At 70.1% G+C, this 26,577-nt stretch carries 26 protein-coding genes; 11 read left to right on the top strand and 15 right to left on the bottom strand.

Annotated features, from left to right (window positions below; translation table 11 throughout):
• The first annotated feature begins 31 nt into the window (after window positions 1-31).
• A complete protein-coding gene (locus HNR07_RS22640) occupies window positions 32-883 on the top strand; it encodes an ABC transporter permease (protein ID WP_184366694.1) in 852 nt (283 codons plus the stop codon).
• Between the two features lie 120 nt (window positions 884-1,003).
• Here the strand turns inward: HNR07_RS22640 and HNR07_RS22635 are convergent, their stop codons facing one another.
• Window positions 1,004-2,245 carry an IS701 family transposase gene (locus tag HNR07_RS22635; RefSeq protein WP_184364603.1) on the bottom strand — a complete coding sequence of 414 codons (1,242 nt, stop codon included), beginning with the start codon at window positions 2,243-2,245 and terminating at the stop codon, window positions 1,004-1,006.
• Between the two features lie 216 nt (window positions 2,246-2,461).
• Between HNR07_RS22635 and HNR07_RS22630 the strand changes: the two genes are divergently transcribed.
• Window positions 2,462-5,185 carry a sensor histidine kinase gene (locus tag HNR07_RS22630; RefSeq protein WP_312893941.1) on the top strand — a complete coding sequence of 908 codons (2,724 nt, stop codon included), beginning with the start codon at window positions 2,462-2,464 and terminating at the stop codon, window positions 5,183-5,185.
• Between the two features lie 141 nt (window positions 5,186-5,326).
• On the opposite strand, the gene HNR07_RS22625 is transcribed toward HNR07_RS22630, so the two are convergent.
• From HNR07_RS22625 to HNR07_RS22615, 3 genes are all read right to left on the bottom strand, one after another.
• Window positions 5,327-6,094: a hypothetical protein gene (locus HNR07_RS22625; protein WP_184366693.1), complete on the bottom strand. Its 768-nt coding sequence runs from the start codon at window positions 6,092-6,094 to the stop codon at window positions 5,327-5,329.
• 131 nt (window positions 6,095-6,225) lie between these two features.
• Window positions 6,226-6,777: a hypothetical protein gene (locus HNR07_RS22620; protein WP_184373111.1), complete on the bottom strand. Its 552-nt coding sequence runs from the start codon at window positions 6,775-6,777 to the stop codon at window positions 6,226-6,228.
• Between the two features lie 331 nt (window positions 6,778-7,108).
• Window positions 7,109-7,669: a gamma carbonic anhydrase family protein gene (locus tag HNR07_RS22615; RefSeq protein ID WP_184366692.1), complete on the bottom strand. Its 561-nt coding sequence runs from the start codon at window positions 7,667-7,669 to the stop codon at window positions 7,109-7,111.
• A gap of 378 nt (window positions 7,670-8,047) precedes the next feature.
• Between HNR07_RS22615 and HNR07_RS22610 the strand changes: the two genes are divergently transcribed.
• Both HNR07_RS22610 and HNR07_RS22605 read left to right on the top strand, forming a co-directional pair.
• Window positions 8,048-9,235: an ATP synthase F0 subunit B gene (locus HNR07_RS22610; RefSeq protein ID WP_184372496.1), complete on the top strand. Its 1,188-nt coding sequence runs from the start codon at window positions 8,048-8,050 to the stop codon at window positions 9,233-9,235.
• Window positions 9,236-9,412: 177 nt separating this feature from the next.
• On the top strand, window positions 9,413-9,862 hold the full coding sequence (locus HNR07_RS22605) for a GNAT family N-acetyltransferase (RefSeq protein ID WP_184366691.1): 450 nt from the start codon (window positions 9,413-9,415) through the stop codon (window positions 9,860-9,862).
• Here HNR07_RS22605 and HNR07_RS22600 read toward each other — a convergent pair.
• A complete protein-coding gene (locus HNR07_RS22600; protein ID WP_184366690.1) occupies window positions 9,853-11,622 on the bottom strand; it encodes an MDR family MFS transporter in 1,770 nt (589 codons plus the stop codon). The genes HNR07_RS22605 and HNR07_RS22600 overlap by 10 nt on opposite strands.
• A 192-nt stretch (window positions 11,623-11,814) precedes the next feature.
• On the opposite strand from HNR07_RS22600, the gene HNR07_RS22595 reads away from it, so the two are divergent.
• The gene (locus tag HNR07_RS22595; RefSeq protein WP_184366689.1) at window positions 11,815-12,414 is read left to right on the top strand and encodes a TetR/AcrR family transcriptional regulator; all 600 of its coding nucleotides are present in this window, start codon (window positions 11,815-11,817) and stop codon (window positions 12,412-12,414) included.
• A gap of 577 nt (window positions 12,415-12,991) precedes the next feature.
• Window positions 12,992-14,191 (top strand): acyl-CoA dehydrogenase family protein, encoded by a 1,200-nt coding sequence (locus HNR07_RS22590; protein WP_184366688.1) that lies wholly within the window; start codon window positions 12,992-12,994, stop codon window positions 14,189-14,191.
• Between the two features lie 146 nt (window positions 14,192-14,337).
• Here the strand turns inward: HNR07_RS22590 and HNR07_RS22585 are convergent, their stop codons facing one another.
• The 5 genes from HNR07_RS22585 to HNR07_RS22565 are packed head-to-tail and all read right to left on the bottom strand — an operon-like array spanning window position 14,338 to window position 18,077.
• Window positions 14,338-14,943 (bottom strand): GAF domain-containing protein, encoded by a 606-nt coding sequence (locus HNR07_RS22585; protein ID WP_184366687.1) that lies wholly within the window; start codon window positions 14,941-14,943, stop codon window positions 14,338-14,340.
• A 32-nt stretch (window positions 14,944-14,975) separates the two neighbouring features.
• Window positions 14,976-15,560: a GTP-binding protein gene (locus HNR07_RS22580; protein ID WP_184366686.1), complete on the bottom strand. Its 585-nt coding sequence runs from the start codon at window positions 15,558-15,560 to the stop codon at window positions 14,976-14,978.
• Window positions 15,538-15,909 carry a DUF742 domain-containing protein gene (locus HNR07_RS22575; RefSeq protein WP_221318903.1) on the bottom strand — a complete coding sequence of 124 codons (372 nt, stop codon included), beginning with the start codon at window positions 15,907-15,909 and terminating at the stop codon, window positions 15,538-15,540. Before HNR07_RS22575 ends, HNR07_RS22580 begins: the two co-directional genes overlap by 23 nt.
• A gap of 2 nt (window positions 15,910-15,911) precedes the next feature.
• Window positions 15,912-16,334 (bottom strand): roadblock/LC7 domain-containing protein, encoded by a 423-nt coding sequence (locus HNR07_RS22570; protein WP_184366684.1) that lies wholly within the window; start codon window positions 16,332-16,334, stop codon window positions 15,912-15,914.
• Between the two features lie 36 nt (window positions 16,335-16,370).
• The gene (locus HNR07_RS22565; protein ID WP_184366683.1) at window positions 16,371-18,077 is read right to left on the bottom strand and encodes a sensor histidine kinase; all 1,707 of its coding nucleotides are present in this window, start codon (window positions 18,075-18,077) and stop codon (window positions 16,371-16,373) included.
• Window positions 18,078-18,944: 867 nt separating this feature from the next.
• Between HNR07_RS22565 and HNR07_RS22560 the strand changes: the two genes are divergently transcribed.
• Window positions 18,945-19,595: a class I SAM-dependent methyltransferase gene (locus HNR07_RS22560; RefSeq protein WP_184366682.1), complete on the top strand. Its 651-nt coding sequence runs from the start codon at window positions 18,945-18,947 to the stop codon at window positions 19,593-19,595.
• 132 nt (window positions 19,596-19,727) lie between these two features.
• Here HNR07_RS22560 and HNR07_RS22555 read toward each other — a convergent pair whose 3' ends face one another.
• Window positions 19,728-20,108, bottom strand: a complete 381-nt coding sequence (locus tag HNR07_RS22555; protein WP_184366681.1) for a RidA family protein — start codon at window positions 20,106-20,108, stop codon at window positions 19,728-19,730.
• 203 nt (window positions 20,109-20,311) lie between these two features.
• Between HNR07_RS22555 and HNR07_RS22550 the strand changes: the two genes are divergently transcribed.
• Both HNR07_RS22550 and HNR07_RS22545 read left to right on the top strand, forming a co-directional pair.
• Window positions 20,312-21,910, top strand: a complete 1,599-nt coding sequence (locus tag HNR07_RS22550) for an N-acyl-D-amino-acid deacylase family protein (RefSeq protein ID WP_184366680.1) — start codon at window positions 20,312-20,314, stop codon at window positions 21,908-21,910.
• Window positions 21,911-21,944: 34 nt separating this feature from the next.
• Window positions 21,945-22,880: a sugar kinase gene (locus tag HNR07_RS22545; protein ID WP_184366679.1), complete on the top strand. Its 936-nt coding sequence runs from the start codon at window positions 21,945-21,947 to the stop codon at window positions 22,878-22,880.
• Here HNR07_RS22545 and HNR07_RS22540 read toward each other — a convergent pair.
• The gene (locus tag HNR07_RS22540; RefSeq protein WP_017581450.1) at window positions 22,877-23,185 is read right to left on the bottom strand and encodes a hypothetical protein; all 309 of its coding nucleotides are present in this window, start codon (window positions 23,183-23,185) and stop codon (window positions 22,877-22,879) included. The two genes, HNR07_RS22545 and HNR07_RS22540, sit on opposite strands and share 4 nt — an antisense overlap.
• Window positions 23,186-23,446: 261 nt before the next feature.
• On the opposite strand from HNR07_RS22540, the gene HNR07_RS22535 reads away from it, so the two are divergent.
• Together HNR07_RS22535 and HNR07_RS22530 are read left to right on the top strand one after the other, a co-directional pair.
• Window positions 23,447-23,746, top strand: coding sequence for a DUF6412 domain-containing protein (locus HNR07_RS22535; protein ID WP_184366678.1), 300 nt, complete (start codon window positions 23,447-23,449; stop codon window positions 23,744-23,746).
• Between the two features lie 142 nt (window positions 23,747-23,888).
• Window positions 23,889-24,596 (top strand): YidC/Oxa1 family membrane protein insertase, encoded by a 708-nt coding sequence (locus HNR07_RS22530; RefSeq protein WP_184366677.1) that lies wholly within the window; start codon window positions 23,889-23,891, stop codon window positions 24,594-24,596.
• Window positions 24,597-24,613: 17 nt separating this feature from the next.
• Here the strand turns inward: HNR07_RS22530 and HNR07_RS22525 are convergent, their stop codons facing one another.
• From HNR07_RS22525 to HNR07_RS22515, 3 genes are all read right to left on the bottom strand, one after another.
• Window positions 24,614-25,231 carry a superoxide dismutase family protein gene (locus tag HNR07_RS22525; protein WP_184366676.1) on the bottom strand — a complete coding sequence of 206 codons (618 nt, stop codon included), beginning with the start codon at window positions 25,229-25,231 and terminating at the stop codon, window positions 24,614-24,616.
• A 66-nt stretch (window positions 25,232-25,297) separates the two neighbouring features.
• Window positions 25,298-25,804 (bottom strand): DUF3291 domain-containing protein, encoded by a 507-nt coding sequence (locus HNR07_RS22520; RefSeq protein WP_184366675.1) that lies wholly within the window; start codon window positions 25,802-25,804, stop codon window positions 25,298-25,300.
• A 32-nt stretch (window positions 25,805-25,836) separates the two neighbouring features.
• Complete coding sequence (locus tag HNR07_RS22515; protein WP_184366674.1) at window positions 25,837-26,526, bottom strand: helix-turn-helix transcriptional regulator; 690 nt, start codon at window positions 26,524-26,526, stop codon at window positions 25,837-25,839.
• Between the last annotated feature and the right edge of the window lie 51 nt (window positions 26,527-26,577).

The following is a 26,577-nucleotide window of genomic DNA, read 5'->3' as shown; positions in this document are numbered from 1 at the left end:
ACCCCGGCCCCAGAAACCCAGGAGACACACGATGACCACGACCACCACCCGGTCCCCGGACCCGAAGACCGCGACCCGGACCTCTCCCGGCATGGTGAAGCAGACCCTGCGCCTGGCCCGCACCGAGTTCACCCTCTTCGTGCGGTACAAGACCGCGCTGATGTACCTGGTGCTCCCGCTGATCCTCTTCATGCCTCTGATGTCGATGCCCAGCGTCCCGGTCTTCGGTGACTTCACCAACCGGGACCTCTCCTTCGCCGCGGCCCTCATCGGTATCGGTCTGATGCTGGGGATCGGGCACCCCTCCAACGTGTTCGCCGCGCGCCGCGAGTCACTGGTCCTCAAGCGGCTCCGGGTGAGCGGGGTCCCGCAGGCGGCGATCTTCGGCGGGGTGGTCCTGGTCGTCGTGCTGTTCTCCCTGGGGCTCTCGGTGCTGATCGTCGGCGCGCTCCTCGCGATGGGCGGCGCGATGCCCAAGGACCCGGCCCTGCTGCTGGTCGCGGTGCTGCTCAGCGCCGTGGCCATGAGCCTGGTGGGTCTGCTGATCACTCCGCTGGTGCGCAGCGCCGAGTCCGCGCAGATGTTCTCGGTCGTGCCGATGATGGCGCTGCTGCTCACCGGCGGGGTCTTCTTCCCGCTGGACCTGATGCCCGACGCGGTCCGTTCGGTCGTGCAGTTCCTGCCGGTCGCCCCGGCCGCCGAACTGGCCCAGGCCGCCTACACCGGCTACGACGTCTTCGGTGGCTTCGAGGGCGCCGAGGCGCTGGGCGCCGCTGCCCTGTGGACCAACGCACTTCCGGCCATCGGCGTGATGCTCGCCTGGATCGTGGTGCTGTCGCTGCTGGTTCGCCGCTACTTCAAGTGGGACCCCCGCCAGCCCTAGTAGTACTTTGTTAACTCGTGTCGGGTGGGTGCTGCTGTGCGAGTGGCCGTTGGCAGGTGGAACACACGCCGGTCCAGCACAGCAGCACCCCCTGGAGCGCCTCCAGGACCTGGTACAGACTCAGACCGACGTCTGCGTTTTTGGGTCGAGTCTTCGCAGGGTGAGGAAGGCCTGAGCAGCGGTGACCAGGGTGACGTGGTGGTGCCAGCCCCGCCAGGTCCGCCCCTCGTAGTGATCCAACCCCAAACCGTGCTTGAGCTCGCGGTAGTCGTGCTCGATGCGCCACCGGATCTTGGCCAGACGCACCAGGTGCCGCAACACGGTGTCCGCGGGCAGACTGGACAACCAGTAATCAGTCGGGGCTTCGTGATGGGGCGGCCATTCAGCGATCAGCGTCTCGGGCGGCAACACCCCGTCCCACCCCGACCGGCCGCCCGCTTTCTCCAGTGCGGCCTTGTGAGCTGCGGCCCCAGCGGGACGCACCGCCATGACCAGGAACCGGCCCCGCATCGATCCACGAGACCCCTGCCGCCAAGTGCACCGCCGCAACGCACCACGCCCCTGTTCCAGAGCCAGCTCCTTAAGCGAGCGGGCCGGGGTGCGGTAGCGCGGCTGAGGCGGGCATCCCCTGCCTTTGCGCCGTTCAGGGAGGTGGGGAACCGCCTGGCCGGGGTGGGCGTTGACGTCTTCACGCACCGCGACCACGTAGTCCAAACCACGCTCGGCCAGCCCCTCGCGGAAAGCGTGGTTTTGCCCGTATCCCGCGTCGGCCACTACTACCTGGTCCTGGAGCCCCCAGGAGCGGGCCTGGTCGATCATGTCCAGGGCCAGACGCCATTTCTCCCGATGCCCCACTCCGTCGGGGATGCCGGTCTTGGCTCGGCGGGCATCGGCCGGATCAGCCCACTCCTTGGGCAGGAACAACCGCCAGTCCAAGGGGACCGAGGCGGCGTCGGTGACCGCGTGCAGGCTCACCCCCACCTGGCACAACGACTTCTTGCCCAAAGCACCGCACCACTGGCGCACCGCCCCCGCTGAGTGGTTCCCGGCCTTGGGAAAGGAGGTGTCGTCGATCACCCACGCATCGGGGTTGATGGCCTGGCTCACCTTGGTGGCGATCCGACGCCGGACCGGGGTGTGCTCCCAGGGGGAGGAGGCCACGAACTGCTGCAATGCCTGCATATTGCCGTCAGGGAGCCGTTCGGCCATGGGTTGGATGGACTTACGGCGTCCGTCCAGCATCAGTCCACGCAGGTAACACCCGCCCCACTGACGGCTATCACGGCGAGGGATGGAGGCGAAGACCTCGGCGCAGAAAGCGTCGAGGTCTTCGCGGAGTTCTTCCACAGCGTCCAGGTCCACCCGTCCATCATGGCGGAGCCACGCTGGAAAATCAGGTACTTAACAAAGTACTACTAGAACGTGCCCGGTGGAACGGTGGAGCCGGGAGGTCCCGGGACGGGAGCCTCCCGGCACCGCTGTGTCCGGGCCTCCGGGCGCACGATTCCAGGATCGGCGCAGAACCGGGCCTGTGGACAACGTCCGGAAGCAGGGCTCGGCGGCCTAGGTTGGAGTTCGGTGGTCAAGGCGGGGGAGGCGGACGTGGTGGAGCACGGGGCGCGGTCGGCGGTCGCGGCGCCGACGGTGCCCGGGCCCGGTGCGGACGGCGGTGCGGGGGCAACGGAGGCGCTCACCCCGTCGGCGATGAGCGCGGGGCTGGCCCGACGGATCCGCCGGGCCAGGCGGTTCTGCCTGTGGACCATGGCGTTCTTCGCGTTGCTGGTGCCCTTCTTCGGCTGCCTGGGGGTCCTGATGGACCTGGCCTTCGCCATAAGCGTCCTGGACCGACAACCGGCCTACGTCCTGGTGCTGGCGGTGGTCCGCTGCCTGGCCCTGATCGCCGCGTCGATCCTGTGCGGGCTGGCCCTGGCCCGGATGGTCCGGGAACGGATGGACGGGAGACAGATCCCGGACCAGCGGCTCTACCGGGTTGCGTCGGCGCTGTTCCTGGTGCTGTGCCTCTTCCTCTGGTACACCCCCCATGTCTTCTCCATATGCGCCATCGTGTGGGTTCTGGCCACCTTCCTGGCCCCGAGGAGGCAGCTCCTGTGGGTCACCCTCGTCCTGCTGGCACTGCCCTGGCTGAGCGCCCTGATCAGCCCGATGCGCTCACCCCTGCTCCCCGCGTGGGGAGACGGTGTCCACGATCCCCTGTTCGTGCCCAACATGGTGGGAAACGCGGCGATCATGTTCTTCTGGGCGTTGATCCTGTGGACGAGCTGCCTGTACACCGTCTGGCTGTGGGACGCGATCCGGCAGGTGACCGACGGCCAGCAGGCCCGCGCCCAGCTGGCCGTGGACGGGGAGCGGCTCCGGTTCACCAACGACATGCGAGAGCTGCTGGGGCACAGGCTCGACGCCCTCAGGCTCGGGGCCGGGCGGGCCGGAGGACTCGTGCGGGACGACCCCGAGGCGGCCAGGGCCGAGATCGACCAGGTGCACGAACTGGCCCGGACCACGCTGCGCCAGGTGCGCTCCGTGGTTCGGGGCTACCGGGACATCGACCTGGGGGCGGAGGTGAGTGCGGTCCGCGCGGTCCTGGAGGCCAACGGGACCGCCACCTCCGTGACCGGTCTGGCCGGGTTCGACCCGCCGGCGGAAACGGCCGCCCTGGCGGCCTGGGTGGTGCGCGAGGGCGGTACCAACGTCCTGCGGCACAGCCGCGCCCACAGGTGCCGGATCTCCTTCTCGGTGGCGGTCGACCCTGGTACCGAGCGGCGGGAACTGGTCGTGGAGGTTGCCAACGACAGAGCCCGGGAGGGCGAGCGGGGCGGGACGGAGTCCAGCAGCGGACTGGCCGGGCTGGCCGAACGGATCTCCGGAGGGGGTGGCACACTGGCGGCGGCCCGCACCGACGACGGCGGCTTCCTGCTCCGAGCCGCACTACCCCTGCCCGGCGGTCCCTATCCCCCAGGAGACAGAGTGAACGAGAGCGGCTCGGCCCCGCTGGCCGTGTCGGGACCGAGCGGTGGCGGCGCACCGGTGCCCGACGTCCCCGCAGCGATCCCCGAGCCTCCCCCCGAGGAGGTTCCGGGTGCGGCGGGCGACCCCGGTCTGGCCGCCGACCTGACCGGGGACCGCCGGGTCCGGATCGCTCGCCGCATCATCATGGGTCTGATCGGTTTCACCGGCCTGATACTGGCCCTGCTGGCCCTCACGGACACCTTCTACAGCGCTGACCTGGGCATGCCGCTGTGGCGTTCGGCGGTCGGTACGGCCCTCGCCGTGGTGGTCGCCGTCCTGCTCGTCCGCCTGCTCCGGGAACGCATGGACGGCAACCGGGAGCCGAGCCCGAGACTGCTCTGGGCCTCCGTGGCGCTGCTGCTGTCGAGCGCGGTGTTCCTCAACACTCCCGTCGCGGCGCTGATGATGATCGGTTCCTGGTGGGGGACCGGGATCCTCTTCACCTCGCGCCGGAGTGGCACCCTCATCAGCGCCCTGTTGCTGTTGGCCCCCCTGCCGCTGCTCCCGACCTTCCACATCCAGGACCCGGTCGAGTTCAGTCCCCTCGCCTACGGCCTGCTCTGGCTGTCCGCCGTGTTCGTCGCCCTGCTCTTCGTCTTCAGCACCTTCGGCACGATCTGGTTGTGGGACATCAGCCGGGAGGCGGTCGCCGGTCAGCGGGCCCGCGCCCAGCTGGCGGTGACCCAGGAGCGGCTCCGCTTCGCCCGGGACATGCACGACCTGCTCGGGCACAGCCTCTCGGCGCTGGCGGTCAAGTCCCAGCTGGCCGGGCGGCTGGTGGAGCGGGCGCCGGACCGGGCGGTGGCCGAGATCGCCGAGGTCCAGGCCCTGGCCCGGCAGGCGCTCCAACAGGTGCGTTCCGCTGTCAGCGGCTACCGGGAGGTGGACCTCGAGGGAGAGGTGGAGGCGATCACCGCGGTGCTCGACTCGGGCGGCACCAGAACCGTGGTCACCGGCCTCGACGGCCTGGAACTGCCGCCGAAGGTCGCGGCCCTGGCTGCCTGGGTGGTGCGTGAGGGCGGTACGAACGTGATGCGGCACAGTGACGCCGACGAGTGCCAGATCAGCTTCACCCTGACCCGGCAGGGCGGCGAGCGGCGAAGACAGCTGGTGGTGGAGGTCCACAACGACGGCGCGCGTGAGGAAAGGCCCGGGGGAGGCAGCGACGGCAACGGGCTGGCCGGGCTGGCCGAGCGCGTCGCCATGAGCGACGGCACCCTCTCCAGGGCCCGGACCAAGGACGGCGGCTTCCTGCTCCGGGCGATCATCCCGCTCTGAGCCCCGCCGCCGGCCTGTGCCCGGCCCCGCCCCTGTCCCGCGGCGCCCTGGACCGGAGCACCGCGGGACGTCCGGGGGGCTGGATTCCCCAGAGCTCGGGTCTTTCGGAGATGGGGCGCCCGGAACACACCGGACCCGGATCTACTGGAGGGTGCCGACCGACTCGAAGGCGGCGTCGATACCGGCCGTGGCCTCGGCACCGCCGCCGGTGTTGAGGCCGAGCATGAACGCGCCGGTGTCGTCGTTGAGCTCGACCACCAGGAAACGGCCGTAGCCGCCCTCGCCGTCGGCGGTGTCGCTGCCCATGGTCGCGCCGAAGGCGGGCAGGCCGTCCAGCGAGGTCTGCCCCGAGGGCTCGACCCGCACGTCCCCGCCGCCGGTGATCAGGTCGCCGACCATGTCCGCCGCCAGACGCACCCCGGAGACCGCGATGGGCTCCAGAGGGCCGAGGTCCTCGGTTCCGGTGACGATGATCGCGTCCGGGTCGTCGGCAGATCCGTACACCACGTACGAGGAGTAGCCCGCCGGGACCTGGTCGTCGCCGAGCCGGGTCCACCCATCGCCGGGCATGTCGTAGGCGAGCCCCGAGTGCGAGTCGGAGACCGTTCCCTCCCCTCCCCGGTCCGCCGGGGCCGCATCCGTCTCCGCGGTGTCGTCCGCGCCTGTGCCGTCGTCCGCGCCTGTGTCGGCGGCGGTGCCCTCCCCGGAGGATGGTAGGCCGCCTGCGATGAACCAGCCGATCCCACCAGCTGTGAGCAGGAGGAAGACGGAGGTCACCACGATGGCGATAGTGAAGGTGACACGGCGGGCGTTGTCCGGCTCGCCGTCGTCGGGGCGGGGGTGACCGGGGCGGCGGGCGGCGGGGGCGCGCTCTACCTCGCGTTCCGGTCTGTCGGATCCTGCGTGCATCTCGACTCCTGAGGGGCTACTGGCCGTTCTGTGGGCTGAGGGCCCAGAAGGGGCAATACCCGGTGCGAGAACACACGGAGCGGGTCGAAAGTGGCCGGATCAGGCCGATTCCGGTCAGGGCGCGGCGGAACTCACAGCTGCCAGGCACGCCAGGGGACGAACGGGCCGCACAGCGGGTGTGCCGTTCGGCTGCCGCCGGGGAGTGAATCGTGCAGCAGAGGGAGGAGGGGAGTCGGGGAGCGGCCGTCACGCGCCAGGGGTACGGGGGCGATGATCCTGCTGTCGGAACCCGGCTCCGAGCCGGTGGTTCCGTAGACGAGGGGAGCGCCGCCGCGGCCCGGTCCGGCAGTGTCGGCCGGGCGTTCGGCCGCCGCGGGCCTGCGGGGCCGCGGAGCCGCGGCGGCCTGGCGGGCTTCGATGGGGTCCGCCTCTGGGGTGTCCGGCGCGCCCGGGGCAGTGGTGTCGGTCCCGGGCGCCGTGCTGTGCGTGAGGGGTTCGGGAGTATCGCGGCGCTCGGGGCCGGGGTCCGGCTCATGGCCGAGGCCGAGGACGCGGTCGATCTCGGCGGGGCTGAGCGGGTGGTCGGCGCCGGCGACGGCTATGAGGACCTCAGCGTAGAGCTCGATCTCGTCCAGGGCGACGTGGTCGTGGAGCTGGTCGCGCATACCGAGGCCGTGTGCCACCGCTCACCTCCCGGGACAACGGTGTCGCAGGACAGGACGGGTGACCCGCGGCGGCGGGGCGGTGTGGGCGCGGGCGCGACGGAACCGATCCCACAGGGAGAGAGGACTTCCAGGCTACGTCCGGGGCGGCCCGAGCACATGACTCTTGTGGGCCAGTGGCCCGCTCACCCGGGTTAGTCAGAGGGTTGACTACCCGTCCGAGGGGGTGGCGGGGGAGGGGCGCAGGCCCTCCCCCGGGCGGATCACCCCGCGTGGGGCACCCGGCGCGGACCGTCGGCGCAGGTCGTCGCCGCGCGCTGTCATCGGTCGCCGCCGGGGCCGGGGGTCCGGGTCAGTGCCAGGCGACGTCCTGGTGCTGGACGGCGTAGGCAGAGTAGGCGGTGGGGGTGTGCTCCAGTACGAGGCGGTCGTCGTCGTTCAGTTCCCGGACGACCTTGCCCGGTACCCCGGCCCACAGGGTGTTCGGCGGGACGACCTTGCCCGGCGCGACCAGCGAACCGGCGGCGACCAGCGCACCCTTGCCGACCCGGGCGCCGCCCAGGACGATGGCGCCGATGCCGATGAGGGCGCCCTCCTCCACGATGGCGCCGTGCACCATCGCCTTGTGGCCCAGGCTCACGTTGTCGTGCAGGATCGCGGGCTGCCCGGGATCGGAGTGCAGACCGCACTGGTCCTGAATGTTGACCTTCTCACCGACCACGATGTCCTCGGTGTCGGCGCGCAGGACCGATCCGTACCACACGCTGCTCTCGGCGCCCAGCCGGACGCGGCCGACCACCACCGCTCCGGGGGCGATCCAGGCGGTGGGGTGGATCTCCGGCTCACCGAAGGGAGCCCCGCCGATCCACGGCCTGGGGGTTGGTCCGGTCGGTCCGTCCGTCGCGCTGACCATGTCAAGGTCCTCCCAAACGTAGGTCCCCTGGGACAGAGGGGCAGGAAGTTGACCGCTCGGCCCCCGTGCGGGGATGATCGCGCATACCTTAGTAAGAACGTGACCAGGGGCCGCACAGCGATGTACCCGTCAGGGCTCTTGACGCCGCGGCGCAGCGCGTGTCTACCTTGGTCGTTTGGACGGTGTCCACGGCGTTACGCTCCGCTCTCGGCCAGCACCCCTCACCGCGCCGAGCCGGAGCACGAGAACGGACACCTGAGGGCGAACCGCACTGGACGGGCCCAACGGGTGTTCTGGTGGCAAATGGGTACGGGGCAACTCTCACCATCTGTGATGTGCAGTCAACGGTGTTAAGGACATGAAAGGCACATGAGCAATATGTTGCCGGGTGGCGGACTTCAGCATGAACGGTTCCCGACAGTGCGCAAGAACGGCTACGACAAGGCGCACGTCGACGACTACTACGTCCGAATGGACAACCAGTTCAAGGACCTCCGCGAGCGTCTCCAACGGATGGACGACGAACTGGAGCAGTACAAGCGCGACCTCGCGATCGCGCGCGAGAAGGCTCAGGTCAAGCCTGAGCACGAGCAGATCAGCGAGCGCATGGCGGAGATCCTCCGCATCGCCGAGGAAGAGGCCAAGGAGCGTCGCTCCCGGGTCGAGACCGAGGTGAAGGAGGCCCAGAAGAAGGCCGGGGAGGAGGTCGCCAAGCACCGCAAGGACGCCGAGGAGCACGCCGAGCGCATCGTCTCCTCCGCGCGCACCGAGGCCAACGAGATGGTCGCCGGGGCCAAGAAGGAGGCGGACCAGCTCCGCGAGCAGGCCAAGCAGGAGGGCGACCGCCGCCTGAGCGAGGCCGAGGGCCGGGCCAAGAAGATCCACGACACGGCCGACCGTCGTCTGGCCACGCTGACGGCCACGCACGCCGAGGCACTGCGCCGTCTGAAGGACATGCATTCCACGCTGGCCGACCTGGTCGTGGCCGAGGACAAGGCCGGGGCCCTGGAGACTGGTCTGTCCCGCGAGGACACCACGACCGCTTCGGCCGAGGCTCCGCAGGGTCAGAAGCCCCAGGGGCAGAAGCCCCAGGGGCAGCAGAACCCGGGCCAGCCCAAGCCCGCGGCCAAGGCCCCGGAGAACAAGGCGCCCGAGAACAAGGCACCCGAGGCGGCCAAGCCCGCCGCGCAGCCGGTGAAGGAGGAGGCCACCGCCAAGCTTCCCCCGATCCAGCAGGAGCCGGACGAGGCGACGGTGCGCATCAAGCCGCTCCAGCGGCCCGAGGCGGCCAAGCCCGAGCAGGGCCCCGCGAAACCGGGCGACGGCAAGGGCGGCGACCCCAAGCCCGCCGGGCCGCAGCCCCCGCAGGGCGCCCGTTTCACCGGACCGGTCCCGGGCGGACAGCCCCAGGGCCACCAGCAGCCGAGCGGGCCGCAGCAGCCGCCGACGGCACCGCCGGAGAGCGACGCGGGGGACCCGGGCATCACCGGTGTCTACCGCCGTCCCGAGGCCGGTCAGCAGCCGCCGACGGGCGACGAGGGCGTGCGGGTCATCCGCAAGCCCTGACGGGCGCCGAACCGGCTTTCACCCCGGGGTCCCTGACGGAGCCCGGGCCGGTACGACCCGGTGCGGTACGAGGGCGGGACCACCCGGTCCCGCCCTCGGCGTTCCCTAGGTGTTTTGTGGCCAGTTGTAGGGTGACGTCCGCCTTGTCGCAGGCTGTCGGCTACGATGCCGACAGCCATGATTATCCGCGCGGCCATACGGTCCGACCTCGGTGCGATCCTGCGACTCCTGCGCGACCTCGGTGACACCACCCACACGCAGAGCGCGCACGTTCGCATGTCCTCCGCCGCTGTACGCGCCTGGACCCGTATGGAGAACGACCCCGACCGCACCGTCCTCGTGGCGGAGCGCCGGAACCAGATCATCGGGACCCTGGACCTGCTGGTGGTGGCCAACCTGACCCACGACGCCCAGCCCTGGGCGGTGGTCGACAACCTCGTCGTCGACCCCGACACCAGGTTCCAGGGCATCGGCAGGGCGCTCATGGAGGACGCCCTGGACCGCGCCACGCGCGCGGGCTGCTACAAGGTCGAGCTGCTTTCCCACGAGAGCCGCCAGGGGGCGCACGCCTTCTATGCCACCCTGGGCTTCGACAACTCGGCCGAGGGGTTCCGCCGCTACCTCTGAGCCGCGGCTCCGGCCCCGGACCCCCCGGACCCCCCGGACCCCCCGGACTCCTCGGCCCGCTCCGCCTTCGCGTTCTTCTTCCCGGGGCCGCCGCCGCGCAGCGGCACGCCCTTCATGAAGGACACCGCGACCAGCCCCAGCACCGCGATGGGAATACCGGCCACGAACACGCCCTGCATCGCGTGGTCGAAGGCGCCCACGACAACCTCGCGCACGGGTTCGGGCAGCGAGTGCACCAGCTCCGGTGACCCCTGCGCGGACTCGGCCGCCTCCTCAAGCCCGAGGGCCAGTTCCTCGGCGCCCGAGTCGGTACCGTCCGGTCCGGCCGGGGGCCGCACGGCCAGGGCCTCCTGAGCGGCGGCCGCCGCGGCGGCGATCTCGGCGTTCAACCGGCTCACCATCACCGCCCCGAAGGCCGCGACACCCATGGCCCCGCCCAGGTTGCGGAAGAAGGTGACCGAGGCGGTCCCGGCGGCCATGTCCTTGACGGGCAGTGCGCTCTGCGTGGCCAGCAGCAGGATCTGCATGTTGAGCCCGAAGCCCAGGCCCACCAGCATCTGCCCGACGACCACCGTGGTCAGACCGGGGTCGACCTGGGCCAGGCTCAGCACGGTGAACCCGACCACGCACAGCACCATGCCGATGACGGGGTAGGCCTTCCAGCGGCCGCTGCCGCTGATCGCGAACCCGGAGCCGATCGAGGTGACCAGGAACGAGGCGACCAGCGGCAGGGTCATCAGCCCGGAGACGGTCGGGCTCATGCTGTGCACGAACTGCAGGTACTGCGGCATGTAGATGATCAGGCCGAACATCATCATGCCCACGGCCACCGAGCCCGCGGAGGCCAGCACGAAGGTGCGGTCGCGGAACAGGCGGGTGGGGATGATCGGTTCCTTGGCCCGACGCTCGACCAGGACGGCGGCGACGGTCAAAAGCACCGAGGCGGCGCCCATGGCGTACGCGGCCGGGGAGTTCCACGGGATCTGGGTGCCGCCCAGGCTGAGCAGGACGATCACCGTGCTGGCGGCGCTGAAGATCAGCCCGGCGCCCAGCCAGTCCACGGACGGTTTGTGGCGGGGGGTGAACGGCATCTTGAACATGAACTGGATGACGCAGAACGCCACCACGGCGAGCGGGACGGTGATCAGGAAGCACCAGCGCCAGCCGAGCGGGCTGTCCACGAGAAAACCGCCGACCAGCGGGCCGAGGACGGTGGAGACGCCGAAGACCATGCCGATCAGCCCGCTGTAGCGGCCGCGCTGACGGGGTGAGACGACGTCGCCGAGGATGATGTTGGGCAGCGTGGCCAGCCCGCCGACCCCCAGGCCCTGGAGTGCGTGGGCGGCGATCAGCCAGTTGATGTCCTGGGCGAAGCCCGCCGCGAGCGAGGCGACGATGAAGATGGCCAGGGCGATCTGGAAGAGGAGCTTGCGGCCCCAGATGTCCGAGAGCTTGCCCCACACGGGGGTGGAGGCGGTCATGGTCAGCAGGGCGGCGGTGGCCACCCAGGCCAGCCGGTCCTGCCCGCCGAGCTCGCCCATGATGGTCGGCAGCGCGGTGCCGATGATGGAGTTGGTGAGCATCGAGGTGAGCATCGCCAGGACGAGGCCGACCATGATCCGGCGCACGACCCGCCGCGAGGGGTACTCGGGTGCGGGTTCGGCCGGTGCGGCGGTGGTCGGGTGGTCCTCGACGGCGGGGGAACCGGGCCCGGGGGAGGAGCCCCGTTCCGTGGACGTCCCGCGTACCGACTGTTTCATGAGGCCCCCGATTCCGGACGCACGAAAGCCCCGCGGCACACACACCGGGGGCAAGCATCCACGTTAGGTATATGTAAACGGTGTTGACCTGTCAAATCGGTATCTCTCCGCCCCTGTCGGTAGGCGTGGGGTGCACAGAGGTGTCAACCTGGAGTCGAGAAAGCCAGATCACGGCCACCAAGGGGTGTGCAGATGGAGCGTCCGGACGAGACCGGAGGCGGTACGCGGGTGCCCGCCCGTGGCCGTGAGGTGACCCGGGAGCGCATCCTCGCCAGCGCCAAGGCGCTGTTCACCAACGAGGGGTACGGCTCGGTCTCCTCGCGCAAGATCGCCTCGCACGCCGGGGTGAACGTCGCGCTGATCAACAGGTACTTCGGTTCCAAGGCCGGACTGCTCACCGAGATCCTCCGCGAGGACGGAGTCTTCCCCAGGCTCATCGAGGACGGTGCCCCCAAGGACCTGACGCAGCGGCTGGCCGAGCACTCGGTCGGGCGTCTGCACGGTGAGGGCACCCCGCTGCAGCTCTCCCTGGACGACTCCGCGGGCGACCCCGACCTCCAGGCGGTCTACCAGGGTCGCCTCAAGAGCGCGCTGATCGATCCCCTCGCCGTCTACCTGGGCGGACCGGACGCGCGCGTGCACGCCTCGCTGGTCGCCGCCGTCCTGCTGGGTGTGGGCCGGGTCCGGCGGGTGGAGGGAGCCACCGCCCTGCGCGCGCACGACCGCGACCAGCTCCAGGAGCGGGTACTGGCCCTGCTGGAGCTGTGCCTCAAGGACTTCGACGCCCCCTAGGCGCCGGCCCGCGGACGGCCGCGGCTGCCTGCCGTGAGGTGCCCGGGCCGGGGCGGGCGGCGTCAGGTGGCCGCGCAGCGTAATCATCGTGCGGGGGTCGGACATCGGCGCGGAGCTCTCGGATGAGGGGTTCGCTGGTTGATAAACCTCTCTAGGGATGATTTAGAGCACAAATAGAGTGGGCCGTGGCCGGTGTATCGGTTGGGTGGTCAGGCATGGTCGCTGGTCAACGGCTCTTCCGGCTGCCGGTGGGCGCCGGAAGGGCTGGGTCGGCCGCGGCCTGGGCCGAAGGTTCGGCGGCGCCGCAGCTCAGAGCTGATTCACTGGGGTGCCTGGCTGCTGGGCGGGCCGGTCCAGCCATGGGGGAACGAGGGGTCTTTCGAACCTTCTGTGCCCTAAAGTGCCTGTCCAGAAGTAGTGGCCTTTATGGGATAATTATGTCCAAAAAAGGCAGAGGCCTTGTGTTCACTGTCGACCCTAATTCACCATGATCCCGCTGGTTCGGCCAGGTGGATCCACCAGCGATCCGCCCCTTGAAGCCGGGTCGAGCCAAGCATGAAAATGTGAAGGGATCCGCATGACCGACTCTTTCGTCACAGAGCGTCACGAACGTCTTCGGGCCGATGTTCGGGCCTTCGCCGACAACGAAGTCCGCCCTCTGGTACCGGCCATGGAAGAGTCCCGCTCCGTCCAACACGAACTGTCCCGCCTGATCGCCCGTCAGGGATGGCTCGGTGTCACCATCGGCCCCGAGTACGGAGGCATGGGGCTGGGCCACCTCGCGAAGACCATCATCATCGAGGAGCTGTCCCTGGTCAGCGGTGCCATGGGGGCCATGGTGCAGGCCTCCCAGCTGGGCGTGGCCAAGATCCTCCACTTCGGCAACGAAACGCAGAAGAAGACGTGGCTGCCGGCCGTGGCCGCCGGAGAGTGCCTTCCGACGATCGCCGTCACCGAGCCCGAGTCCGGGGGGCACGTCCTCGGTATGCAGACCAGCGCGGTGCGCGACGGGGACGATTACGTTCTCAACGGCAGGAAGGTGTTCGTCGGCAACAGCCACGTCGGCGACGTCCACGGGGTCGTCGTCCGTACCGGTCCCGGGTCCAAGGGCTTGTCGGCCTTCTTGGTCGAGGCGGATCGGCCGGGTTTTTCGCTTGGTCCGCACCGCCCTGCCATGGGACTGCACGGATTCAGCTTCGGAGAGCTCGTCTTCGAGGACTGCCGGGTCCCCGCCGCCAACAGGCTGGGAGAGGAGGGCGAGGGACTGCCTGTCGCCTACTCCTCCAGCGTCCTTTACGGAAGAGCCAACCTGACCGCTGTCTCCCTCGGTATCCACCAGGCCCTGATGGACGAGACCGTGGACTTCGTCTCGCGGCAACACCGTTACGGGGAGCCGCTGTCGGCGCTCCCCACGATCAAGTTGAAGCTGGGGCAGATGCAATCGCGGCTGATGACGGCCCGGCTGGCCGCCTACCACGCAGTGGACCGGCTGGACCGGGGCCTGCCCTGCGACGCGGAGCTGATGAACGCCAAACTCGTGAATGTCGAAGGGGCGCTGGACTCGGCGCGGGCCGCGATGGAGATCCACGCCGCCTGCGGCCTGTTCACCGATCGGCCGATCGAGCGGCACCTGCGGGACGCGCACCACATCTTCGCTCCCGCGGGCACGTCCGACATCCAGTTGCTACGGCTCAGTGAGATGGCGCTGGGCACGAACAAGGGGCAGTGGTCGGAGAAGTTCGCGGTTTCCGAGGGGGAAATGGCAGGTACCCCCTAGTATCGCGTGGCCGGGCCTGGATGACTTGCAGGCGCAGGCGGCCGAGAACATCAGACAGCGCGGACAGAGCGGTACTGTCCCGCGGAGCACCCGCTCCCCCGGCCTCGTCTGGGACCGGGGGAGCGGTGCCGGAGCGGTCCCCCGGATCAGCTCGGCTGCCGCCCGGTCTCGGCGGAACCGAGGGCCGCCTGTGCGGCACGGTCCTCGCGTCGGTGGATGAGATCCGTCAGTTCCGCGGCCTTCGCCTTGATGAACTCCAGTCCCGGACGCCCCCAGGGGCGCTGTTCGCGATCGACGATGCAGATCGTGCCGAGGGTCGTACCCGTGCGGTCGATGATCGGAGCGCCGATGTAGGAGCGGATACCGATTTCGTCGACGACCGGGTTGCCGGCGAACCGGGGGTAATCGCAGACGTCGTCGAGCACCAGGGGCAGGCGTCGGGCCACCACGTGCGGGCAGTATCCGTGGTCGCGGTCCATGACCCGGTCGGGTTCGGGGGACTGCGCGTGCTTCGCGCCCGAACCCGGATCGCTCTCGGAGGACACGTACAGGCCGGCGAAGTACTGGCGGTCCTCGTCGATGAAGTTGACCATCGCGAACGGTGCGCCGGCCGTCTCGGCCAGATCACGGGCGAAATCGTCGAACTCCTGGTCGGGCCCGTCACCGAGTCGGAGCTCGCGTAGCCGTGCCATGCGCTCGGGCACTTCGCTGTCCACTGGAGTGAGCAGGTGGTCTTTGCTGTTGTCTGTCATTGTTGGCTCCAACTCAGGGGTCGTCGAGCAGACTAGGTGGCGGGTGAGTGGGCGGCTGCGGCGAGCAGGGACTGCACGAGGGACACGAGTACGGACGTCGCGGAGCGGCTGCTGCGCGCGTCGCAGAGAACGACCGGTGTCCGAAGATCGAGTTTGAGCGCGGCCCGAACCTCCTCGGGCTCGTAACGGAACGCCCCGTCGAACTCGTTGACCGCGACGAGAAAGTGGATTCCTCGGCGTTCGAAGAAGTCCACGGCCGCGAAGGAGGCCTCCAAACGGCGCGGATCCGCCAGCACGACAGCGCCCAGCGCGCCCTCGCAGAGTTCGTCCCACATGAACCAGAAGCGTTCCTGCCCGGGTGTTCCGAACAGGTAGAGCACGTGCTGCGAGGGGAAGGTCACCCGGCCGAAGTCGAAGGCCACCGTCGTGGTGGTCTTGCCCTCCACGCCCCCCAGGTCGTCGGTGCCGATACTGGCCGAGGTGATGATCTCCTCGGTGCTCAGCGGCTCGATCTCGCTCACCGAACCGATGAGGGTCGTCTTGCCGACGCCGAAGCCACCCGCGATCAGAACCTTGACCGCTGTGGGAAACGAATCAGAGTCGTTGTTGTAGGCCATGCAGCAGCGCTTCCAATACGGATCGGTCGGTCGGGTCAGCGGCAGGGTGGGAGACGTGGGTGGTGGCCGCCCCGCAGTCGATCAGGTCGGAAAGCAGGATCTTGGCTACCGCCGCGGGCAACCCGAGGTGGGCGGCGACCTCCACCACCGGGGTCGGATCAGGGCACAGGCACAGGACCTGAGCGTGGTCCGGGCCCAGTTGGTTCTGGGAGACCTGCCCGGTCGCCCTCACCATGGACAGCAGGTCCAGTTTGTTGGTGGGGTTGGTGCGACCGTTGATCACCGTGTACGGGCGTACGAGGCGTCCTGCCTTCTCATCGATCCAGATGTCGTCTTCGGACGAGGCCATGCTCATCGGCTCCGCTGGTCGGTTGACCGGGTCGGGGTCGTGAGGAAGGGTCGCACGCTGTTGATGAGCTGGGACATCTCGTATCCGAGAACACCGGCGTCGGCCTCGCGTCCGGCGAGGACGGCGAGGACGGAACCGGAACCGGCGGAGGCGACGAACAGGAGTGTGTTGTCCAGTTCCACGATCACCTGACGGACCGTCTCATTGCCGCCGAACTTCAGCCCGGCGCCGCGGGAGAGGGAGAACAGGCCGGAGGCGATGGCGGCCAGCTGTTCCGCGCTCTCGACGTCGAGGCCGGACACGGCCTTCATCAGGCCGTCGGAGGACAGCAGGACGACGCTTCGGGTGTGCGGAACCCTGTCGACGAGGTTGCTGAGAAGCCAGCTGAGGTCAGACTCCTGGCCCGGGTGTACAGCGCTCACCATGATGAATGGACTCTCTTTCGCAAGGGTGCTGCCTGATCAGCTGGTGCTGTCGTCGCGATCCAGCCGGTCTTGGTCATTCTCCGCTTCGGCGCGTCTGAAGCCGGATTGGAAGACGGACATGAGGTCGGGTGTGTGGTCGCCGCCTCTGTCGTGGCGCCCGTCCGAGCGGTCGCTGCGTAGTTCGGGCGCGAGATGCGTCTGCGCCTGGCGCTCCGGCAGCGGAGGGCGCTCGCCGGACGGCGGCCGCCTCTGGGAAGCGGGGCCGGCCTCGGATGCGAGCGCGGGGGCGGGCGGCGGCTCCTGAAATCCGCGGCCGCCGCTCTGTGTCTGCGCCGACCGCACGGGCAGTGGTTGGGGTGCGGGTCCGGTGCGGGGATCGGCCGTGCGTCTGGTGGGCAGCCGCGTTTCCTGCCCGTTGTTCCCGTGGTCCGAGGGAACGGAGACGGGCGCCGGTGCCGAGGGGGGACGCGGGGTCGGGTGTGCCGTCGGTGCGGCAGCGGTTTCTGCGGAGGAGCGCGCCAGGGACCTGGAGCCGCGTCCCTCGTTCTCCGAGCCGACCAGGCCGATCGGCAACAGGACGACGGCCTGCGTGCCGCCGTAGATGTTCCTCTGGAGCTGAACCCGGACGCTGTGCTTGCGTGCGAGCACGGAGACGACGTACAGGCCGATGCGGCCGTCATGGAGCAGTTCCCCGATATCGATCTGTTCGGGGTCGGCGAGCAGGCTGTTCATCCTGTGGACGTCGGTGGGCTGCATGCCTAGTCCGCGGTCTTCGATATCGATGGCCACGCCCGCGGGGACGTGCTCGGCGCGGAGCATGACCTGGGCCTGTGGCGGCGAGAACTTGGTGGCGTTCTCGATCAGCTCGGCGACCAGATGGATGACGTCGACGACCGCGCCGCCGTTCAGGGTGCCGGTCACCGGGGGGACCACCTTGACCCGCGAGTAGTGCTCGACCTCGGCCACCGCTGATCTGAGCACCTCATAGAGCGAGACCGGCTTGCTCCACTTGCGTCGTGACGCCGCTCCGCCCAGGACCGCGAGGCTCTCGGACTGACGCCGCATCCGGGTGGCCAGATGATCGATGGTGAACAGGCCTTTGAGCAGGTCCGGGTCTTCGACCTGGGCTTCCAACTCGTCGAGCAGCGTGATCTCCCGGTGGACGAGGGACTGCATGCGTCGGGCGACGTTGACGAACACCTCGACCTGCTGAGCCGACGGACGGTCCGGCCGCGAGGAGGTGGCCTCGACCACGGCCGTCTCCGAGGCGTGCTGTGCGACGGACAGCTCGTGTGCGAGGTGCTCGAACGCGTCACCGCCCTTCGGTGGACCGGCGGGAGGTTCGGGTGGCTCGGGTCGCTCACCTCGCTTCACCTCGTCGGTGAGCTCGCGCAGGCGGTCCTGGCCGCGGGTGAGCCAGGTGCGCAGACCGTTGACGCGCTCGTTCACGCGGCTGGCTGTCTGCCCCGCGCCGTAGACCGCCAGGAACAGGATGAGCAGGGCCCCCACGGCGGCCGTGGTGAGCGCGAAGGCGAGGACCGTGTTCCGGTCGGCGGTACCGGACAGGTCGATGGCGAGGACGAACAGGATCGTCACGGTGCCCAGAGCGGCCATGAGGAGCGAAGGCAGGGCCGAGGCGGCCAGGACCAGGGTGCGTGTGCTCCAGCGGCTGTGCGAGTTCGGGGTAGAGGTCTGCCGGTTGTTTTGATGCGCGGCGGCCTCGGAGGGAGGGGAGTCAGACATGGGTTCCTCGGGACGGGAAGGCCTGTTGACAACAGGAAACACGATAGCGACTTCAACGCACTGTTGAGGACAAAGTACGCCGTTTGAACGAAGGCAAATGATCACTACTGGACGGTAAGTTGGGAGGGGGAGGATGGGTTGCCGGGGTCTGCGCCCCGAGCGGGCTCGGGTTCCGCTTTAGGGTCGGACGTCCTGAGCGGGTTGGGCGCCCCCGGTCGAGCTCCCCTGAGGTCGTTGGTGAAGGGCTCCCCGTGGCAGGTGGAAGCGGTTTTTAGTTCGCTGATGTGGGTGATGGCGACGGCGAACTGAAAAGTTTGCTTCATATTTGTGAAACTCAAAGACCACTGGTGGGACTCGGGCCCTAGTGGTATTCGTGTGTCGTCAGTGCCGAAACTTTGGTGCACGGGTGCATGATCGCCGTGCGGTTCCCGGTGGGCCTGCCCGGAGACTCCTGGGGAGTATGCGGGCCGGTCACCGGCTTCGGGTGCTCTGGCGATGGCCGCAAGCGGGTTTGAGGGTACCAGTGAAGTCACTGAGGGCAACGCCGGTTCTTCGGTCTGAAATCGGGGTGCTCTCCGGGGATGGGTTGCACTGTGACCCGGAGTGATCGATCGCACACGCGGCGCTACTGAAAAGGTGCCGGGACACACATCTGCCGGAGGCCGGAAACGGCTACCGGGGGCTCGCGTCTCCCCGGGGAGGAGGAACTGGCGGCCGTGGCGATGAGGCCGCGGCGGCCACGGCCCCGCGGCAGCGGCGTTTCCTTGGGCTTTCTCCGCAAGGGCCCCCACGCCTTTGCCGTTCCGGCAAGGGAACTCGCTTCGGCCCTCGCCGCTGAGCAGAGTGGGAGTCGGAGGTGGTCGACACATGACCGATGGACACGGATCCCTGCCCGAGGAGATGGGCGAGGAGTTCTGGAACGAGCGGTACCGCTCCAGCGAGCGGATCTGGAGCGGGCGGCCCAACCGGCACCTGGTCGCGGAGACGGAGGACCTGGTGCCCGGCCGGGCGCTGGACGTCGGCAGCGGTGAGGGGGCGGACGCCCTGTGGCTGGCCGCACGGGGCTGGCAGGTGACCGCGGTCGACATCTCGTCCGTGGCGCTGGACCGCGCCGCGGCGCACGCGGCGGAGGCGGGCGAGGGGGTCGCGGGCCGGATCACCTGGCTGCGCGCGGATGTGACCCGGTGGGCCCCGCCGACACCCGGGTTCGACCTGGTCACAGCGCAGTTCATGCACCTGTACCCGAATCCCCGGGCGAGGCTGTTCGCGGGCCTCGCCGCCGCGGTGGCCCCGGGCGGTGAGTTCCTGGTGGTCGCGCACCACCCCAAGGACCTGGAGACGGGTGTGCCGCGCTCACCGGTCCCGGAGCTGTTCTACGAGGGCGACGCGGTGACCGGAGCGCTCGCCGAGGGGGAGTGGGACGTGCTCGTCGACGACGTGCGCACCGCGGAGCAGACCGTGGACGAGACCACCCACACCGTGCACGACCTGGTGGTCCGGGCCCGCCGTCGCGCCTAGCGGCTCCCCGGGTCTGTTCGCAAAAGCCAGCCGGAAAGAGAACCGGCCGCCCCCGGGGAGCCGATTTCGGGGACGGCCGGTCGATTCACCGTCAAGCTGGGAATGATGTCCAGTGAGGGCTGGTACGGGGTGTCAGTCGCGGAGCTTGGCGACGACGTCGATCTCGACGAGGATGTTCGCCAGGTCCGAGCCCACGGTGGTCCGCACCGGATAGGGGGCGGTGAAGTGCTGTTCGTAGACGGCGTTGAACTCCGGGAAGTCCGCCTTGAGGTTCTCCAGGTGGACGGTGGACTTGACGATGTCGTCCAGGGTCAGGTCGTGCTCGGCGAGCACGGCGGCGATGTTGGCGAGCACCTGGGTGGTCTGCTCGCCCACGGTCGGCGCGACTCGCCCGGTCTCGGGGTCCTGCGGACCGAACCCGGCCGTGTAGAGGAAACCGCCGGCCACGACGCCCTGGCTGTAGGCGCCGGCGGGAGCGGGGGCCTTGTCGGTCTGGACCGCCTTCTTGGACATGTGACTCCTTGGATCGGGTGTCGCGTGCACATGCGCGCGCCGGTTCTCGTGCCGAGGTACGGGCGACCGCACAGGCGGCCCACGGGCACATTTATTGGCAACAAAGTTACCAATTATCTTTGGCTCAGCGTATCTTTGGCCACACCGACACTCCGACGGCGGAGTCGCCGAACCGGGTGTCGGGGACCCCGAACGGAGGAACAGTGCAGCCCGAGACCGTACTCGCCGGAGGACGGGTGATCGACGGCAGCGGCGGACCCTCCCGCCTTGCCGACCTCGTCCTGCGCGGCGGCCGCATCAGTCACATCGTCCCACTCGGGAGCGCCAGGAACACCGGAAACGTCATCGACGTGACCGGGCTCGCCGTCTCCCCCGGGTTCATCGACATGCACGCCCACTCCGACCTCGCCCTGCTCGCCGACCCCGCCCACGAGGCCAAGGTCTGCCAGGGCGTCACCCTGGAGGTCCTCGGCCAGGACGGGCTCGGCTACGCGCCGGTCACCGACGAGACCGCCGAGCCCGTCCGCGAGCAGATCGCCGCGTGGAACGGGACCCCCGAACTCGACCACTCCTGGCGGAGCGTGGGAGAGTACCTGGACCTGATCGACCGGGGCGCGCCCGCCAACGCCGCCTATCTCGTCCCCCAGGGCAACGTCCGCATGGCGGTCGTGGGCAACGACGACCGCCCCGCCACGGAAGCCGAGATCGAACGCATGCGCGCGATGGTCGCCCGGGGCATGGCCGACGGCGCGCACGGGCTCTCCGCCGGGCTCACCTACACGCCCGGCATGTACGCCAGTGACGACGAGATCGTCGCCCTCCTCGAACCGGTCCGCGCGGCGGGCGGCTACTACTGCCCCCACCACCGCAACTACGGCTCCCGGGTCGTGGAGTCCTACCAGGAGTGCCTGGACGTGGCCCGCCGCGCCCACGTGCCCCTCCACCTGGCGCACTGCCACGTGAACTTCCCGCAGAACCGGGGCCGCGCGCCCGAGGTGCTCGACGCCATCGACGAGGCCACCGTCCGCTACGGGCTCGACGTCACCCTGGACAGCTACCCCTACCGGGCCAGCGCCACCTACCTCGGCGCCCCGCTGCCCTCCTGGGCCCAGGAGGGCGGGACCGCCGCCACCCTCGCCCGGCTGCGCGGCCCCGACACCCGCGCCCGCGTCCTGCACGAGATCGAGACCGAGGGAACCGACGGCAACCACGGCATCCCCATGGACTGGACCACCCTGGTCGTCACCGGGACCGCCGACCCCGCGCTCTCCTGGGCGGTGGGCTCCTCCATCGCCGACCTCGCCAAGAAGCGCGGCGAGGACCCCGGGCAGACCTACGCCGACCTGCTGGTCGCCGACGAGCTCCGCAGCGGCTGCCTCCTCCAGGTCGGCAACGAGGAGAACATCCGCGCCATCATGCGGCACAGCGCGCACACCGCGGGCAGCGACGGCATCCTGGTCGGCGACCGGCCGCACCCGCGCGGCTGGGGCACCTTCCCCCGCTACCTCGGCCACTACGTGCGCGAACTCGGGCTGCTCAGCCTGGAGGAGTGCGTCCGCCACCTCACCTCCCGGCCCGCCCGACGGCTCGGCCTCACCGACCGGGGCATCATCCAGATCGGAGCCGTCGCCGACCTCGTGGTGTTCGACCCCGACACCGTCGACGCCCGCGCCACCTACGAGGAGCCGCGCCGCACCCCGGTGGGGATCGAGCACGTCATGATCAACGGTGAGTTCACCGTCCGGGACGGGCAGCGCACCGACCGCCTGCCCGGCCGATCCGTCCGCAGGGACGGCCGATGACCCGGAGGAACAACCGGATCGGGAGGAACGGCCGATGAGCCGGATCGACGCGGTCTGCGTCGGCGAGACCATGGCCGTGCTGACCTCGCCCGAGGCTCTGACCGAGGGAACCCGGCTGGGCGTGGGCACCGGCGGCGCGGAATCGAACGTGGCCGTGGCGCTCGCCCGCCTGGGCCACCGGACCGCATGGGTGAGCCGGGTGGGCGACGACCCCTTCGGCCGGATCGTCACCGCCGCCGTCGCCCGCAGCGGGGTGGACGTGCGCGGGGTGGAGGTGGACCCCGAACGCCCCACCGGCCTGTACGTGAAGGACACGGCGCCCGGCGGGGCGGGGGTCCTGTACTACCGGCGGGGTTCGGCGGCCTCGGTGATGTCGGCCGCGGACGGGGAGAAGGTCTGGTCCCGCGGCCCCCGGCTGGCGCACCTGTCCGGGATCACCCCGGCGCTGTCCGCCCGGGCGGCCGCGCTGGTGGAGTGCCTGCTGGACCGGCGCTCCGGCAACGGTGCCCTGCGCTCCTTCGACGTCAACCACCGGCCCGCCCTGTGGACGGCTCGCGAGGCCGCACCGGTGCTGCTGGACCTGGCCCGCCGCGCGGACGTGGTGTTCGTCGGCCGCGACGAGGCCGAACGGCTCTGGGGTACCCCCGCCGCCGAGGACGTTCGCGCGGCCCTGCCGGAGGTGCCGACCCTGGTGGTCAAGGACGCAGGGTACGGGGCGACCTGTTTCGAGGGGGCGGACACGGTGTTCGTGCCCGCCCCGCCGGTGGACCTGGTGGAGGAGGTCGGCGCCGGAGACGCCTTCGCGGCCGGGTTCCTGTCGGGCCTGCTCGACGGCCTGCCCGCGGACCTGCGCCTGAGCCTCGGCCACGCGACCGCGGGCGAGGTCCTGCGTTCCCGCGGGGACACCCTGGACCGGGTCCCGGACGAGGTCCGCCGCATCCGTGCCGCGAGCTCCTCCGGTCGCGGCTAGCCGATGACGATGGCTCCGGCCAGGACCGGGGTGCCGAAGCGGACCGAGCCGTTGCCGGAGGCCAGGGTGCGGCTGCCCTGGCAACTGGTGCCCGCGAACAGCGCGAAGCGGGACTCGCCGTCGATCTCGACCACCCCGCCCTGGCCGGTCTCCAGGACACGGCAGCCGCCGTTCTCCACGGTCTGCTCGTGACCGGACTCGAAGGTGATGCGGACCGGCGCGGTCTCCTCCTTGCTGGACATCCCCGAGATGGCACCGGCGATGGTCGCGGACATGGTGGCAAGGTTCGCAGGGCGGATCGGCACGGGATTCCCCTCTTCACCGGGCTCACGCGAGCCCGCAAGACACAGGTACTTCAAGACGCGGCCGGGCACCGAAGGGCGCTGCCGAGTGCGGAGTTGGTTACTCTGTGTCATTTAGCTACAGGATCACGCGAATGGAGGGGAGCGGCGGCGGAGTGTCGGCGGATTTCTCAGCAGCGTGATGAGTGGGATGAACAGAGCTTTTGTCGGCCTTGTGGCGGCTGAGTAGGATAGCTGCAGGACCACGGGGGAGGGAGGACGCGCGTGCAGTACCTGCTGCCCCTCCTCGAATTCCTCGCCCTCGGTTTCCTCCCCGTCGACCTCCCGCTGCCCGGCGCGGACAGCGGCGCGCTGGCCCTCCTGGTCGTCGCGGTCGGCGTGGCCCTGGCCTGGCTGGCCCTGCGCGGCACGGCCCTGTGGCCGGCCGGCGACACCGCCACCGGCGCGGCGCACGCGATGCGCCGCAGATCGAAGAGGCTCCCGGTCCTGGCCCTGTGCGACCCCGACGCGGCGGGCAGACCGCGTCCCCGAGCGCCCGGAGCGGCCCTCCCGGCCGCTCGCTGACCCGCGCCCAGGGCACCCCTTTCGCTGGACACGCCTTCGGTGGCTCCCCTAGCCCCTGGGCACATCAGGGCACACCCTTGCCGCGCCGCGGCTCCGAGCGGCCTGCCGTCTGCATACTCCACCCGGACGAAGGGCCACATCCTTGTACACCCTCGGGCCGATCGCGGCCGCCATCAACCTGCTCTCGGCGATCCTCGCCGTCCTCACCGCAATGCTCACCCCGCTCGCCGGAGCCCTGGCCGCCGGGCTGGCGGTCGTCGGCCTGACCGTGGCTGTCCGCCTCCTGCTCCTGCCGCTGGGGGTGGCCCAGGTGCGCGCGGAGAAGCAGCGCGCCCGGATCGCGCCCCAGCTCGCTGAGATCAGCAAGCGGTACGGCAGGAATCCGGAACGGATGGTCGCCGAACAGCGCAAGGTCTACGCCGAGGCGGGCACCTCGCCGCTGGCCGGATGCCTGCCCGGCCTGGTGCAGATCCCGCTGGTCATCGCCCTGTACGGGCTCTTCATCGGGGCCGGTCCGGGCGAGGAGCCGCTGCTCGCGCACACCTTCGCCGGGGTCGAGCTGGGTGCCACCCTGGCCGCGAGCGCCGAAGGGCTCCTGGTCTCCCCGGTCTTCGCCGCGCTGCTCCTGCTCCTGGCCCTGGTGGCCTGGGCCAACCGCCGCTATGTGGTCCTGCCGATGATGAAGGACGGCCCGGGGCAGCCCCCGATGCTCGGAGCGCTCTCCTACCTGCAGTTCGTCACGGTCGTCGTCGCCGCGTTCGTACCGTTGGCCGCCGGGATCTACCTGTTCGCCTCGACGGCCTGGGCGCTCGCCGAGAAGGTGGTCCTGCGCCGGGTCGTCCCGGACTGAGGACCGGGCCGAAAAGCCTAGAACTCAACGGTCACGCAGGCCAGGCGGTCGCCCGCCGTGCCCGCGTGGCCCTCGTGGGTGGCGGTGTGCTCGTCGTGCAGCACCAGCGAGTGCGCCTCCCCCTCGCGGAACTCCCAGTCGACGGTGGACGTGATGTAGGCGTTGCCGCTGCCGTCGGTGGTCATGTCCAGCCAGACCTCGTTCTCGGGGTTGGCGTACTCGGGGTCGGTGGAGGGCTCGTCATCCGTCGCCTCGGGGTCGACCTCGTCCTGGTAGTGCGGACCCGCGTCGCCCGGGTCGTCACCGCACGGGCGCGTGTGCACGTGGGCGCCGAAGTCCCGGTCCTCCTCCAGGCCGGTCCCGGTGAACTGCACGAACGTGGAACCGTCCTGGACGCGGACCTGGACGTCCGCGGTCGCGCCCTCGGGCACCGCGGTCTCGTCGTAGGTGACCGCCCCGGCGCTCTCCCCCGGCGGGAGGAAGGTCGACGCGGTCACGCTCGGCTCGGCGGTGGGCTGGGCCGCGGGGCTGTCCGTGGCGGCCGAGCCACCGCTGGTCGAGGGGGCGCCCTGGGTGCAACCGGTGGCCAGAAGGGCGGTCAAGGCCAGACCGACGACGGGTGGCGTGGTGCGCATGTCGGGACTCCCGGGTGTTCGGTGCTGTGGATGTCCGCAACGTTACCCAAGGCGCATGCCAGATAACTAGGAGTGCGGGAATCCTGGTGTGGCCGGAGGGCCGAACTGGTCCCTGAGGGTGAACGCCTCGGCACTGGGCCCCTTGGCGCGCAGGGTTTCCAGGCGCCGCTCGCCCTCCTCCGGTGTGGGGACCGTACCAGCTGGAATCCACCACAGCGCCAGGTGGGCGCCGGAAAACCGTTCGAACCAGCTCCGCCGCCTGCGCAGGAGCTCCAGGTGCTCCGTCCGGTAGGTGAAATCCCACAGGGACTCCACGCTCTCCCACACCGACAAGTTGATCAGGAGATCGTCCCCGAACGGCCGCATCCGGGTCGCGTCCGGTTCACCCTCTCCGACCAACCGCCACACGAAACCGGGGGAGCGGTCCGCCATGGCGTTGATCGGGTCGAGGAGTTCGACGAACTCCGCCATCGAGGCGTGGTCCAGGGGTGCCTTGAGGAGTCCGACGTTGATCTGCGCGAGGTGGTGCGACGGTGAGGGCGGGGGCGCGGGGGTGCGCGGAGGCTGGCTCATGGCGTCAGAACACCATGGGCCGCGCTTCTATGTCAATGAGTGTTATTTTTAGAAATTAGCACGCAGCAGCCATCGGACTCCGGGCACAGCCGGGCCTCCGGCGCCTCCTCGCCCCGGCCCTCGGCGTGCGCGGCGAGCATGCCCTCGATCAGCGCCAGATTCAGGCCGCAGGCCAGCGGCGGGAACTCCCGGGCCAACCGGTGGAACGGGCAGTTGCGCAACCGGACGCCGGTCGCGCCCGCGTCGCTGTCGGTGCTCTCGTTCGGGCCGGGCTCGGGCTCATAGCCCCGGGAGCGCAGCAGCTCCAGTACCGACTCCGCCCCGGCGTCCGCACCGATCCGCCGCCCCTCCTCGCGGGCGGCCGCGTGCAGGCTCTCCTCCGCACCGTGCCGCTCCACCGCCTGGGCCAGGACCCGGGCGGCCAGCTCGTAGTCGCGCGGCGGTAGCTGGAGGGAGACCTCGCGCTCCGAACGCCGGTACAGCTTGGCCGGGCGTCCCGACCCCGGCCCCTGGCGACCGCTCACCTTGCGCCGGACCACGTCCAGCAGACCCGCCTCGACCAACCGGTCCAGGTGGTGCGCGGCCAGGGTGCGCTGAATGCCGAGCGCCTCGGCCGCCGCACCCCGGCCCACCTCGCCCCCCGAGTCCGCGACGTACTCGTAGAGCCTGCGCCGCAGGGGGTCGCCGAGGACCCGGGCGGCGTCGATCGAGGAGTCGTCCATGCTCCCATTGTGCTCCCGGAAAGGTCCGGCCCCTCCGGGATGGCAGACTGG

The sequence above is a fragment of the Nocardiopsis metallicus genome, assembly GCF_014201115.1.
GTDB classification, from domain to species: domain Bacteria; phylum Actinomycetota; class Actinomycetes; order Streptosporangiales; family Streptosporangiaceae; genus Nocardiopsis; species Nocardiopsis metallicus.
This window is presented reverse-complemented; position numbering and strand designations above follow the sequence as displayed.